Raw genomic sequence first — 12,942 nt, 5'->3', positions numbered from 1 at the left:
CCAAATGCTTAGCAAGCGTTTTTTGTGGTATAAAAAAGAATAATTGGAGGAGGTTTCAAATGCTCTATCTTGATACTGTCATCAAATTGGCATTGGGCCTTGGGGCTTTGCTTGCTGTTACACGGCTGCTCGGAAAGAAAGAGCTGGGGCAGTTCACCCCATTTGATTTTGTATATGCACTTATTTTGGGCTCATTGCTTGAGGAAAGCCTTTACGATCATAAAATATCCATTTGGCAAATGCTGTTTGGTGTTGCCGTATGGGCTGTGTTAATTTATATAGTGGAGATTCTTGTCGGAAAAAATGACAAACTGAGGAGGCTTTTCAAAGGCAGCTCAACGAGGCTGATGAAAGACGGAAAGCTGGATCTTGAAAAATTGAACAAGAATCATATCGAAATGGAACAGCTTCGTACAATGCTTCGCCAAAAAGGAATATTTTCATTAAAAGAGGTGAGGGATCTCTATTTGGAGACAAGCGGTACCATCAGTGTAAAGAAATATTCATCCGCTGAACCGCCGACCGCGGGAATGCTCCGGATGGAAGTCAAAGACGAATCGCCATCCATCTTGCTGGTAGATAATGGAAGAGTACAAGAGGACATGCTGAAGTTTATCGGAAAAACGGCCGATTGGCTGCAAGAGCAATTGAAAAAGGAAGGCTGTTCCGACACGAGCAATATTTTATACGCAGAATGGTCTGAAACAGAAGGGTTTTTTATACTTACAACGAATTAAGGAAGTCAACCAAAACATATTCTTGAGACAGCAATAAATAGACAAAGGATGTAAACCATGGACAAAATTATCGTAATCGGCGCCGGAATTTTCGGTGCATCCACTGCTTATCATTTGGCGAAAGCAGGAGCGGATGTAACGGTCATTGACCGCAAGGATATGGGACAAGCGACTGACGCCGCTGCAGGAATCGTTTGTCCCTGGCTGTCACAACGCAGGAATAAGGACTGGTACAGGCTGGCGAAAACAGGAGCCGCGTTCTATCCCGGACTCATAACTGAACTTGAAGAAATCGGAGAAACGGAAACCGGTTATGCGAGGGTTGGGGCCGTCAGCCTTCATTCAGACACGGAAAAACTGCTGCAAATGAAGGAGCGGGCATTGAAAAGGCTGGAGGACGCTCCCGAAATAGGGGAAATCAAACTGCTGGATGCAAATGAAACGCGCGCGCTTTTCCCTCCATTGGCGGAAGAGTTCGGCTCCGTTTATGTCAGCGGCGCGGCGCGTGTAAACGGCCGCAGGCTGCGGGACGCCCTTTTACATTCAGCCGAGCGATTAGGGGCGCGGAGGGTTTATGGAGATGCAAAGCTAATTTTGGAAGGGAAAAAGGTTGCAGGTGTTGAAGCAAATGGATGTTTTTATGATTCAACAAAAGTCGTGATTACAGCTGGCGCGTGGATCCGGGAATTGATGCAGTCCATTGGGATTGATTTCCGCTCAAAAGATTTAAAGGCCCAGATTGTACATATGGTACTGCCTGAAACACAGACGGAAAGTTGGCCGGTGATCATGCCACCGGGAAGCCAATACATCGTACCATTTGAAGATGGACGGATCGTTGCCGGTGCAACCTATGAAAACTTCACCAACTTTGATTTGCGTGTAACCGCGGGCGGGATGCATGAAATTTTGGAAAAGGCGCTGGAAATTGCACCCGGTCTTGCTGACAGCACCATTTTGGAAACGCGGGTCGGCTTTAGGCCCTATACGCCTGAATCGATTCCGGTCCTCGGAAAGCTGCCCGGATTTGAAAACATCTTGATCGGAAACGGGCTGGGGGCAACCGGTCTGACCGCAGGACCTTATTTGGGGTCGGAACTGGCGTGTCTGGCTTTGGGAAAGGAACCGAAAATGGACTTGAGCCTGTATCGGGTAGAGCGGGCGTTGGAGTGAGGGATCGGAACCCAGCCAGCGAATACTTAGAATGATGTGTCCGTGTTGCCATAAGCCGGATGTGAGCCCCGCCCAGTGACCGGGTGCAACGATTAGCCTCTTGAGCGGGATCTGGAGATTCTGCCCAGTGACCGGGTTCTGCGTTTAACCTTTTGCGCGGGGCGCTGGAGACGCTGCCCAGTGACCGGGTTCTGCGTTTAACCTTTTGCGCGGGCGCTGGAGACGCTGCCCAGTGACCGAGTTCTACGTTAAACCGATTGCGCGGGCGCTGGAGTCGACGCCCAGTGACCGGGTTCTGCGTTAAACCGATTGCGCGGGCGCTGGAGACACTGCCCAGTGACCGAGTAATACGTTAAACTGATTGCGCGGGCGCTGGAGACACTGCCCAGTGACCGAGTAATACGTTAAACTGATTGCGCGGGCGCTGGAGACACTGCCCAGTGACCGGGTAATACGTTAAACTGATTGCGCGGGCGCTGGAGTCGACGCCGGAATCCGGGAGATTCCCTCCAGAAGGGAGATAAGTCTGTGAGCTCGGTCAATCTAATGATTCCTTGCCGTAAAAAGAGCACCGGACAATTTGCAACTATCCTTCCGGTGGCCAAAACTTAATTGTATCTCTCTGAATACTAATCGCGATAACTTATCTCAACCTATATAGATTGTATTGCTGCGGGGCACACAGCAAAACCGGGCTGAACAAACAGCCCGGCTCTGCGCTTTTAGCCGACATCCTGCTTTTTAAAGTCATCACTTTCCCAGAAGTCGGCGTTTTTAATGCCCACTTTTTTAGGATCGAAGACTGGGTCCAACCCTTGTTTTTTCTGCGCTTCATAGTCTTTTAAAGCAACCATGGCCGGTTTATACAAAATCAGGATGGCGATCATGTTCAACCAGCACATAATGCCCAGTCCGATATCTCCGAGGTCCCAAGCCACTTTGGCCGTACGGATGCATCCATAAAACGTACTTGCCAGCAAGGCGATTTTTACAATAAACATCGCAATTTGCCCGTTTCTTCCTCTTGTTAAATAAGCGACATTCGTTTCGGATATATAGTAGTAAGCCATGATTGTCGTAAAAGCAAAGAAAAAGAGTGCGATCGCCACAAAGCCCGAACCGAATCCCGGCAAAACGGATTCTACCGCAGCCTGGGTATAGCCCGGCCCCGGCTCGACATCACCGAGACGTTTGACAATAAAGGTATTATCCGGGCGAACCGTATTGTACATGCCCGTGATAATAATCATGAATGCGGTGGCGGAACACACGACAAGAGTATCAATATATACAGAAAACGCCTGAACGATTCCCTGTTTGGCAGGGTGGGATACTTCGGCTGCCCCCGCAGCGTGAGCCCCTGATCCCTGGCCTGCTTCATTTGAATAGATTCCGCGTTTTACCCCCCAGGAAATCGCCATTCCCAGAATACCGCCGAAGGCGGAATCCAGACCAAAGGCACTTTTAAAGATCAATGCAATAATAGCTGGTAATTCGGTAATGTTAAACGCAATGACAATCAGTGACACAAGAACATAGCCGATGGCCATAAACGGAACAACCCATTCTGCCGTCCTTGCAATTCTTTTTATTCCCCCAAAAATAATGAAGCCCAGTAATAGAACGATAAAAATGCCTGTGACGACAGTGCTGATCCCAAAAGCATTTTTAAGACCGCTTGCAATGGAGTTCGCTTGCACCCCAGGCATAAGAAAAGCCATTGCTATAGCAGTTGAGACTGCGAAGATCACGGCATACCACTTTTTCCCCATGCCCTTTTCAATATAGTATGCAGGTCCTCCGCGGTATTCGCCATCTTGTTTCACTTTATAAATTTGCGCCAGGGTTGATTCAACATACGCTGTACTGGCGCCAAGAAAGGCGATCGCCCACATCCAAAAGACGGCCCCTGGACCCCCAAATGCAATAGCAGTTGCCGTTCCGGCAATATTACCGGTTCCGACTCGCCCCGATAGTGCAACCGACATCGCCTGGAACGAGGAAATCCCGGCATCGGAGCTTTTCCCCGAAAATAGTTGTGTAATCATGTCTTTGACAAGGCGGAGTTGCATAAAACGAGTCATAATAGAAAATAAGATGCCAATGCCCAGTGCCAAATAAATAAGGGGAGAACTCCATAACACACCATTCAGCCATTCAACGAATTGTACCATCCACATTCCTCCTCTGATATCATTATATCAATATATGTGTAAACGCTTACAAATAGAATTATATACTGCTATAAAAAATAAAACAATACCTATTATTTATGATCTTTTTAGTGCCATTGACCTACTAACGCATTTTTCATCAAACGCGGGCTTTGGATCGCGGAGCCGTTGACCGGGCTATGCGTTTTTCTCCAAACGTGGGCATTGGCTCGCGGAGCCATTGACCGAGCTATGCGTTTTTCTCCAAACGCGGGCATTGGATTGCGGAGCCGTTGACCGGTTAACGCATTTTTCATCAAACGCGGGCTTTGGATCGCGGAGCCGTTGACCGGGCTATGCGTTTTTCTCCAAACGTGGGCATTGGATCGTTTCAACAGTACAGGAACCCGCGTTTCGCCTTAGCTTAATGGAGGCACACGGACACAGTTAAGAATAGTAAAAATGCCTGCCAAAATTTTTCACAGCCAAAAAAGCCCGATAATAACGAGTGCTCCCAGTAGGATACCGCCAATTTGGCCGATCATTGCCGGGGTTACGACTGGCTTCGGTGTGAAAAATTTAATGTCCTCGATATCCTGCTCGAGTTTTTCCATTTTGGCCTTCATTTCTTTTACTTCATTCAGCAATTGTGTATTTATTTCTTCTCTTGCCTTCAGTTCTTTTAGTTCATTTAATAATTGCAGATTTGTATCTTCTTTTTCCATCTTTTTTACCTCCAGTGTGTTTGTTTTTAATACGAACTAAGATATTGTAAAGTTTCACTTTACGCCTTAACCTCTGTCCCCGCTACGATATCATGCGGTCCCTTTCTTCCAGCCGTCAGGAACAAGCAAATGATATAAATTAATATGAGTGCATTCGGGATGTAGATCAAATGGTTGGGTTCGGCCCCTGGTTCCCACCAAGGTACCGGGACTAATACGATGAGATGTGTTAATTCCCAAGGCAGGAGCTTGATGAATGTTCGCAGAAATGATTGCCAAAGTGTTATTCTGTCTCCATCATTCCGGACGACCCGGAGCCTGAATAATCGTTTTCCGGCTGTCTGTTGCCTTCGAAATTCATAAACAATGAAATAAGCCCATACAGGAAGCGACATTGTACAAAGTACCCATAACTCAATTTGCAAGCCGGTGCGGAATTGATCAAAAGGCCATCCACCGGTTAATAAGCTGATAAGCATCTGTAATCCTGATAAAACAACCGCAAGGATTAGAAAATCAGTGATATATGCAGCAAGCCTTTTTAATGCCAGCATAATCGGCACTCCCTTCCTTGCAAAAATCACTTCTCCCCCAAAATAATGGATGACTTGTGTTTCGCTTTACCATAGCGCTTGATCGTGACATGTTTAAATCCGCAGTTTTCAAGCCACTTTTTTACGTTGGAATCCGTGAATTTTTCATAGACCTCTCCTTTACCCGTCCGTATGGTGATTGCAATTATTCCTTTGTTCTTTAGCACCCTATAAATTTCTTTTAAGTTTGACTCGGGTTGTTCCCAAAAATAGATACAATGAATACTGTACACCTTGTCGAAAGACTCCTCACCGAAATCCAATTTGCCTGCATCACCTACAAGAAGGTCAACGATCCCTTGATGAATCCATTTCTTATTTTTCCGAGAAGCCACTTCAAACATGGCATCTGAATGGTCAACGCCGACAATTTTCCCATTTTGAATTTTATCCACAGCCAAACGAATCGCCTGGCCTGTTCCATACCCAATTTCCAGCACATGGTCATCCGGTTGCAGACCAAGAATTTGTATTGTTTCCTCATGTTCATCCTTATTGTATTTGTCCATCATCCACCCGAAAAATTTACCAATCGTACCTGCCGGCTTTCCAAATTGCCCTGGATCAGCCATCTAGAATCCCTCTTTTCTTCAACTCTCATCTTTACTTAAACATGGTTCATGAACTTTCGCAAGAGTCAAAATTGATAAAATAAGTTGACTTGGACGCAGAATTGTTCTCTGTATGATAGACTATGAGAATGATTAGAATTTACACAAAACGGGGGGATTTTGTTGAAAGCGATCGTTCATGAAGGCAAGCCGGGAATGGCAGGTCTCTCTTTGCGGGAAATGGAAGTTGGACAGCCTGGCCCGGGTGAAGTACGGGTTAAACTGAAAACAACAGGGATGAATCATCGAGATTTATTCGTTCTTCACCGCCATAAACAGGCTGATCCGCCGCTCATTATTGGTTCAGACGGTGCCGGCATTATTGATGCTGTTGGCGAAGGCGTTGAAAATGTCAACATTGGCGACGAAGTCATTATTAATCCTGGACTCGGCTGGAAGGAAAAAAGCGATGCTCCGCCTGAGGGATTTGAGATTGTCGGGCTTCCGGACCACGGAACATTTGCCGATTACATCGTGATTCCGGCTGAAAATGCAGTCCCCAGACCGCAACATCTAATATGGGAAGAAGCAGGGGTATTTGGGCTTGCTGCCCTTACAGGATATCGCGCCCTGTTTACAAGAGGAAAGATCACACCCGATATGACTGTCCTTCTTCCTGGAGCGGGAAGCGGCGTCATCACTTTTATTTTAAAATTTGCCAAAGCAGTCGGAGCGACTGTCTATGTTACATCGCGCTCAGAAGAAAAGCGGCAGCGCGCACTTGAACTCGGAGCTGATAAAGCGATTGACAGCAACGGTGATTGGGATGAACAGTTAGGCGGCGAAAAAGTGGACTTGGTTATAGAGTCTGTCGGAGAGGCGACTTTCAACAAATCTGTCGGACAGCTTCGTCCGGGCGGAACAATCGTTACATTTGGCGCTTCTGCAGGAGATGAAGTGAAGTTGGATCTTCGCAGCTTCTTTTACGGACAGTACAACATGCTTGGGACCACCATGGGAAGTGCTGAAGAATTCACGGACATGATTGAATTTGTGGAAAAACATAAAATCAAACCGGAAATCGAAGCCATTTTTCCGTTAAGCAAGTACGAAATCGCCTTCAACCGTTTGGAAGAGGCCGAGCAGTTTGGAAAAGTTGGTTTCTTGATTGATTGAGATGATGGACAGGGTGGCAACTCTGTCCTTTTTTATGCCCAAATGTGGATAACATTGGGGATAAACCCATTCTTAACCTGCCCATATGTTAGTAACCTCCAATTGGAAGGCTTGATTTTACTGTGATTGGGGAAATCCCGGAAAGTTATACAGATATTGTGGATAACTTCGTGGCGGATCTGGGGATATACTACAATTTTCTCCTGAGTTGCATTCCTTTTCTGTGTGTTGTTTGCATCACAAGTTCATTTATAATGTGGATAAGTTTGGCGAACGCGGATATGATCTTTACAAAAAGGAGCGTTTAAATATGAGTGTAACAATCAAAGAGCTTCAATCGCATGACGAGATCATGTCAGCCTTTTCCGTTATAAAGCAACTGCGGACCCATCTGGATGAAGACTCATATCTTGAATTGGTCGTTGAAGCACAGGAGAAAGAGGGCTACAAAATGTTCGCGCTTCTCTATAAAGGGAAAATCGTTGCGGTAATTGGTTTCCAGCCCATGATCACTTTATATTACGGGAGATTCATTTGGATTTGCGATTTAGTTACGGATGCCAACAGTCGTTCAAAAGGATACGGTGAACAACTTCTTTCATATGTGCATAAATGGGCAAAGGAAAACCAGTTCGAAAGCGTTGCGCTGTCTTCCGGGCTGCAGCGGACGGATGCACACCGCTTTTACGAAGAAAAAATGGGATACGATAAGGTTAGTTATGTGTTTAAAGCAGTAATAAAATAAAAAAAGACACTCCTTGAAATCAAAGAATGTCTTACAGACACAACGCTGCAGCTAATTTGTTCATTATATCTTGATATTCATTGGTATCTATCGAAGCTGAAATCGGAAAAGCAAGTTGACTTCGTTCTATTGTGTAAATTTTATTGCATCTTACGACACTCGGAAATTTCAAGCAAGAAACGGGTGCATCAAAACTCGTCTTGGCTTGCTGTGTGGTGCACTTTAAAACAATAATTTCACCATGTGGATCTGGGTGATTGCTTACAACTAAACAAGGAGATTCCCTTACATATCCATCACTCGTAGCCCATTTGGCAAAAAAGAAGTCACCGTGTTTTGCGCTTCGCCTGGCTCTTGTTAAAGATTCACGCTTACTAAGGGAACTCCCTTTTTTGCGATTCAAAGAATTTCCTGAGTTCATGCTCATACCAATCCCTTAACTCCTGTTCTTTTTCGTTCATATCTTCGCTGTCGGAAGGAGTTAGTGTAATCGGCTTTATTTGATCAATCCCCAGGCCCTTTTCAATGTCTTTGATGTCCCGAGGTTTATTCAATGTAAGCACCCCACTTGATTCATTTCTTCTAAGTACTACATTTTTATCTTTGAAATCGATTACCACTAAATTCACTTCCTTTCGCCCTAGTAGTACCTTTATACTAACAGGCGAAAGGTAGTTCGTCTATCTCTTATGGTCTTTAATATATTGAAGTTTTCCCTTTTTATGATAATTTAATCATCCGTTATGGAAAACATCATTTTTTAATTTTTTAAGGGGCAAGACTTCGTGATTTATCCGAAAAAAAGAACCCCCGTTCATGTCGAGGATTCCCATTTTTCCTTTATCTTTTCAACAAAGCCGCACCGGCGATTCCCGGGTTGGTCATTTCATGTGCATCTAAAATTTGATCAAGCTCTTCAGAAGTCAGCACGCCTAGCTCGAGGCAAAGTTCGCGGACGGAACGGCCTGTTTCAATAGCTTCCCTAGCGATGGCTGCAGCGGCTTCGTATCCGATATGCGGGTTGACCGCAGTAATGATGCCCACGCTCGATTCTACGTAATGTTTCATTCTTTCTTCGTTGGCGATGATGCCCGAAACGCAGTATTCAGTGAACACTCTGAAACCGTTTGTCATTACTGTGATAGAGTCCATCAAATTGTAGACAAGGACCGGCCCCATCACGTTCAGTTCAAACTGCCCCGCTTCTGAAGCCAGGCTGATAGTCTGGTCATTTCCGACCACTTGGAAAGCGATTTGGTTGATCAGTTCGGCCATGACCGGATTCACTTTTCCGGGCATGATGGATGAACCCGGCTGCCTTGCGGGAAGACTGATTTCCGCAAGGCCCGCTTTCGGTCCTGACGCCATGAATCTCAGGTCATTTGCAATTTTGGACATGTTTGTCATGCAGATTTTCAACGCGGCAGACACCTCTGTGTAAGCATCCGTGTTCTGCGTTGCATCAACCAAGTTTTCCGCTGCAACCATCGGCAGTCCGCTGATATCCTGAAGATATTCAACAGCCAGTTCGATATATTTTGGATCAGCGTTTAAGCCTGATCCGACTGCTGTTGCTCCCAAGTTCACTTCGTAAAGCCCCTCTTTTGAGCGGCGGATCCGTTTAATGTCCCTTCCGATGACACGGCTGTATGCACCGAACTCCTGGCCGAGACGGATGGGGACAGCATCCTGAAGATGTGTTCTTCCCATTTTCACAACATGGTCAAATTCTTTTTGCTTATTTTCAAAAGCGGCTTTCATATCTTCCATGACTGACAGCAATCCATCCAGAACATTCAGTACTGCTACATGGATGGCTGTCGGAACACTATCGTTAGTAGACTGGGCCATATTCACATGGGAGTTGGGGCTGATGGAGGCATAATCGCCTTTGTTTTTGCCGAGCAATTCCAACGCTCTATTCGCAATGACCTCGTTGGCATTCATATTCATCGATGTGCCTGCTCCGCCTTGAATCGGATCCACGATAAACTGGTCATGCAGTTTCCCTTCAATGATCTCCTGCGAAGCCTCAACAATCGCCTGCCCGATTTCCCCCGGCAGCAATCCGACTTCCGTGTTCGCCAATGCCGCAGCTTTTTTAACAATGGCCAATGCTTTAATCAGCTCTTCATGAAGCTTGTTTCCCGTGATTGGAAAATTTTCCACTGCCCTGAGTGTTTGAATCCCGTAATAAGCATCGACGGGTACTTCCTTTGTTCCTAAAAAGTCTTTTTCTTCTCGTGTTTCCATGACTGACACTTCCATTTTTTCCGTCCTCCATCTGGTATTCTTTAAGAATGCATAAAAGTCTGCCCGGATCAACTTTCAAGATCCGGGCTATCATAGATTAATATATAGTTCCATCTTACATGGTTATGCAGCTTTTGAAAACCGTAAGTATTCAAAATTCAGGTTTCATCCTGATTACCCACGGCATTTTATTAGGCCGTTTCCTCAAACAGCTCCCTTTCTCTCCATTTCCCGAATCGATAGTAGCCGAATGCGAGAATGCTGCTGATGACAAAGCTGGCGGCGATGCCGGCACCGATTCCTTTTTCGCCTATTAATTTCGCGAAAATAAATGTGAGTGGATAACGCAAGACCCAGAAAGAAATAATATTGAGCATAAGTACCTGGAACATGGCCCCTGAAGCCCGAACAACACCGTTCCACACAAAATTGAGGCCGAGAAACGGATAGAAAAAGGCGATGATTTTCACATATTCCGTCCCAAAGGCAACCGCCCCTTCATCAGAAACGAACATGCGGATTCCCCATCTTGCAAAAATAAAAATGATGACAGCCGCCAATAACATAGCAGCTAAGTTCAAAAACAGGGCATACACCGTGATCTGCCTGACCCGGTCCCACTGTTTGATGGCAATATTCTGTCCCGCCATACTGTTGACAGCTGTGCCAAGCGCATGTGCCGGCAGCATGATGATACTGTCCAGACGCTGCGCCGCGCCAAAACCTGCCACTGCATCAGGACCGAACGAAGTGACAACGCTCATGATCGCAGCAAGCCCAGCGGAAATTACCGTCATTTGAAGACCTGATGGAATCCCCTGCATTAGGATGATGGATGCCTCTTCCCTTTTCGGAAGTTTTGGAATAGAAAAAGGGATCTGCTTGAAACGGATGCTGACAAACAGGCCATACACAAACGCCGCTCCTTGCGCGACAATCGTCGCATAAGCCGCCCCTTCGATCCCCCAATCAAAGACGTAGATAAATATAGGGTCGAGAACCGCATTTAAAATGACTGCAATCAGGACGAATCGGATAGGAGTTTTACTGTTGCCGAGCGCCCTGAAAACAGTAGAAATAAAGTTATAGCCAAACAAAAACAAGATTCCGAGAAAGTTAATCTGCAAATAACTGACAGCCTCTGCAATCATTGAAGAAGGAGTGCCAAGGAACTGGAGAATATTTTTTGCAAAAATAAACCCTGCAACCCCTAGAGCAATCGCCATGCCGCTTAAAATGACAACAAATGCGTTGACAAAACTCCTCAGCTTGGCCTCGTCGTCCTTCCCTTTAAGCTGGGAAAGGACTGTCAGCGTCGCATTATTCACACCGATGATAAAAGAAAGAACAGTAAAAATGACCGTGCTCGAAACCGACACAGCCCCAAGAACATTGGCCCCGAGCAAATTCCCGACCCAAAGACTGTCAATAAATTGATAGGAAGTCTGAAGAAGATTGGTGACCAGAATCGGGAGCGAAAAAGCAAGGAGCTGCCTCCCAATCGGCCCGGCCGTAAAATCCTGCTGTTTCATCGTGAGATATCCTTTCTAAAAGGTACTCCTCACATTATATATGCTTGATGAAAGGAAAAGCATGATTTTGGTTTTGGAACAGCTAATCAAACGTTTGATTTAAAAAACGGGCTTTTTTGATTGCACGATTATTGGCTTTGAGTCAGCTAATCAAACGTTTGATTAGATATTCAAAGTATTAATCGGACGAAAAATTAACCGGGCTTCATCTGGCGTGGGATTTATTTTTTGCGATTTTTTAACTTTTCGTCTCCGAAAGGTAAGCCAAGCCGTTAAAAATTTCTCTAAATCTTATTTTTCAACAAAAGCATCCGGGAAAAGTTCAATTTTGACGATATGACAGGCTTGCGGGGGGTACGCTATACTGGCTCCAATAAATCCATTATGAAAGCAGGTTGAATAAATATTGAATCAAATCCCTGAGGTCAAAGTGTTCAAGCACTCTTTCGCCAGTCCGGAAGAATATCAGGAGTTTCTGAGCGATTTGCAGGTCAGCTCCCAGTTTAAGATGCGATACCGCGGGCTGTATCAGTACTATGGGAAAGATTTAATAGCCTTTAAGCGCGAAAAGCCCCGTTGTATGATCCGCAATGAATTTCTTCAAGTCTTTTCAAGCTACATGACCGATTATCTGGAAGATCACTGTCCTCCAAGTTGGAATGACTGTCATCCTCCCTTTTGGGAAGAACTCATTTTCGCCCATTTCCCCCACCACTTTAAAGTCACTGAAGAAGAGAAAGAAGTCGAGAATTTTCTTTCTGAACTTAATAGGTTTGTCAAACGTATTGATAAGAAAGCCGGCACCAGATGGACTCAAGAGGTTAGGACCTATTCTGACGAAGCGTTGATTGATTTAAAAATATGCGAACGACTCCTCAACCGCCTATTTCTCAAGCAATATCCGGATTTCCATAAGGAGGGCTGGGATTTTAAAAAAGATTTTGATCGAATTGAACACTTGCTTTATCATTTTAACAGATCTTTTCATACCCTTTTTCAGGTGATTGACATTATTGATGAGACGGTTATTCTTGAAAAGTTGGACGACGGAAGGATTTTTCACACTAGAGGGCTTCCGGTCAATATAATTAAACCAGATCTGTTGTTCTTTGGAACGATTGGGCAAAACAGTGGGCAATTTTCTTGGAGATGGCTCCTGACAGAAGGCATTTATCCGGAGAGGGCAAAGCCCTTTATGTTGAACAAGCTATATAATTTGAGCTAAATAAATTATATTGGCAAACGGAGAATGTTTCTCGAATAAGCAGCTATCAGTAAATCCATTTTCGAATCCGATAGTTTTC

The 12,942-nt window shown here is 45.2% G+C and carries 13 protein-coding genes; 5 read left to right on the top strand and 8 right to left on the bottom strand.

Going from position 1 to position 12,942, the window contains the following annotated elements; genetic code table 11:
* Positions 1-59: 59 nt before the first annotated feature.
* Positions 60-737, top strand: coding sequence for a DUF421 domain-containing protein (locus tag FS666_RS03415; RefSeq protein ID WP_120074952.1), 678 nt, complete (start codon positions 60-62; stop codon positions 735-737).
* A 57-nt stretch (positions 738-794) separates the two neighbouring features.
* Positions 795-1,910 carry an NAD(P)/FAD-dependent oxidoreductase gene (locus tag FS666_RS03410; protein ID WP_144460609.1) on the top strand — a complete coding sequence of 372 codons (1,116 nt, stop codon included), beginning with the start codon at positions 795-797 and terminating at the stop codon, positions 1,908-1,910.
* 722 nt (positions 1,911-2,632) lie between these two features.
* Here the strand turns inward: FS666_RS03410 and FS666_RS03405 are convergent.
* From FS666_RS03405 to FS666_RS03390, 4 genes are all read right to left on the bottom strand, one after another.
* A complete protein-coding gene (locus FS666_RS03405) occupies positions 2,633-4,084 on the bottom strand; it encodes an alanine/glycine:cation symporter family protein (RefSeq protein WP_144460608.1) in 1,452 nt (483 codons plus the stop codon).
* Positions 4,085-4,542: 458 nt separating this feature from the next.
* Complete coding sequence (locus FS666_RS03400; RefSeq protein WP_144460607.1) at positions 4,543-4,788, bottom strand: hypothetical protein; 246 nt, start codon at positions 4,786-4,788, stop codon at positions 4,543-4,545.
* A gap of 59 nt (positions 4,789-4,847) precedes the next feature.
* Entirely contained in the window at positions 4,848-5,342 is a 495-nt protein-coding gene (locus tag FS666_RS03395) for an RDD family protein (RefSeq protein WP_244943834.1), read from the bottom strand.
* Between the two features lie 26 nt (positions 5,343-5,368).
* The gene (locus FS666_RS03390; protein WP_144460606.1) at positions 5,369-5,953 is read right to left on the bottom strand and encodes a class I SAM-dependent methyltransferase; all 585 of its coding nucleotides are present in this window, start codon (positions 5,951-5,953) and stop codon (positions 5,369-5,371) included.
* A gap of 162 nt (positions 5,954-6,115) precedes the next feature.
* On the opposite strand from FS666_RS03390, the gene FS666_RS03385 reads away from it, so the two are divergent.
* Together FS666_RS03385 and FS666_RS03380 are read left to right on the top strand one after the other, a co-directional pair.
* A complete protein-coding gene (locus FS666_RS03385; protein WP_144460605.1) occupies positions 6,116-7,108 on the top strand; it encodes a zinc-binding dehydrogenase in 993 nt (330 codons plus the stop codon).
* 310 nt (positions 7,109-7,418) lie between these two features.
* A complete protein-coding gene (locus FS666_RS03380) occupies positions 7,419-7,853 on the top strand; it encodes a GNAT family N-acetyltransferase (RefSeq protein ID WP_144460604.1) in 435 nt (144 codons plus the stop codon).
* A gap of 31 nt (positions 7,854-7,884) precedes the next feature.
* On the opposite strand, the gene FS666_RS20610 is transcribed toward FS666_RS03380, so the two are convergent.
* The 4 genes from FS666_RS20610 to FS666_RS03360 form a co-directional block, all read right to left on the bottom strand.
* Positions 7,885-8,274, bottom strand: a complete 390-nt coding sequence (locus FS666_RS20610; RefSeq protein WP_186306488.1) for a type II toxin-antitoxin system PemK/MazF family toxin — start codon at positions 8,272-8,274, stop codon at positions 7,885-7,887.
* Positions 8,228-8,482 (bottom strand): hypothetical protein, encoded by a 255-nt coding sequence (locus tag FS666_RS03370; protein WP_144460602.1) that lies wholly within the window; start codon positions 8,480-8,482, stop codon positions 8,228-8,230. Before FS666_RS03370 ends, FS666_RS20610 begins: the two co-directional genes overlap by 47 nt.
* 211 nt (positions 8,483-8,693) lie before the next feature.
* The gene (gene aspA, locus FS666_RS03365; RefSeq protein WP_144460601.1) at positions 8,694-10,121 is read right to left on the bottom strand and encodes an aspartate ammonia-lyase; all 1,428 of its coding nucleotides are present in this window, start codon (positions 10,119-10,121) and stop codon (positions 8,694-8,696) included.
* A gap of 176 nt (positions 10,122-10,297) precedes the next feature.
* Entirely contained in the window at positions 10,298-11,638 is a 1,341-nt protein-coding gene (locus FS666_RS03360; protein WP_144460600.1) for an MATE family efflux transporter, read from the bottom strand.
* A gap of 406 nt (positions 11,639-12,044) precedes the next feature.
* On the opposite strand from FS666_RS03360, the gene FS666_RS03355 reads away from it, so the two are divergent.
* Positions 12,045-12,863, top strand: coding sequence for a hypothetical protein (locus FS666_RS03355; RefSeq protein WP_144460599.1), 819 nt, complete (start codon positions 12,045-12,047; stop codon positions 12,861-12,863).
* The last annotated feature ends 79 nt before the right edge of the window (positions 12,864-12,942 follow it).

Origin of the sequence: Siminovitchia fortis, assembly GCF_007681465.1 — a bacterium.
Lineage (GTDB): Bacteria > Bacillota > Bacilli > Bacillales > Bacillaceae_C > Siminovitchia > Siminovitchia fortis.
Note: the sequence above shows the minus strand (reverse complement) of the source record. Positions and strands in the feature narration are given on the sequence as shown.

Excerpts from the sequence above, each read along its gene's own strand:
- FS666_RS03415 (WP_120074952.1), top strand. The coding sequence starts at position 60 with ATGCTCTATCTTGATACTGTCATCAAATTGGCATTGGGCCTTGGGGCT.
- FS666_RS03410 (WP_144460609.1), top strand. The coding sequence starts at position 795 with ATGGACAAAATTATCGTAATCGGCGCCGGAATTTTCGGTGCATCCACT.
- FS666_RS03405 (WP_144460608.1), bottom strand. The coding sequence starts at position 4,084 with ATGGTACAATTCGTTGAATGGCTGAATGGTGTGTTATGGAGTTCTCCC.
- FS666_RS03400 (WP_144460607.1), bottom strand. The coding sequence starts at position 4,788 with ATGGAAAAAGAAGATACAAATCTGCAATTATTAAATGAACTAAAAGAA.
- FS666_RS03395 (WP_244943834.1), bottom strand. The coding sequence starts at position 5,342 with ATGCTGGCATTAAAAAGGCTTGCTGCATATATCACTGATTTTCTAATC.
- FS666_RS03390 (WP_144460606.1), bottom strand. The coding sequence starts at position 5,953 with ATGGCTGATCCAGGGCAATTTGGAAAGCCGGCAGGTACGATTGGTAAA.
- FS666_RS03380 (WP_144460604.1), top strand. The coding sequence starts at position 7,419 with ATGAGTGTAACAATCAAAGAGCTTCAATCGCATGACGAGATCATGTCA.
- FS666_RS20610 (WP_186306488.1), bottom strand. The coding sequence starts at position 8,274 with ATGAACTCAGGAAATTCTTTGAATCGCAAAAAAGGGAGTTCCCTTAGT.
- aspA (WP_144460601.1), bottom strand. The coding sequence starts at position 10,121 with ATGGAAGTGTCAGTCATGGAAACACGAGAAGAAAAAGACTTTTTAGGA.
- FS666_RS03360 (WP_144460600.1), bottom strand. The coding sequence starts at position 11,638 with ATGAAACAGCAGGATTTTACGGCCGGGCCGATTGGGAGGCAGCTCCTT.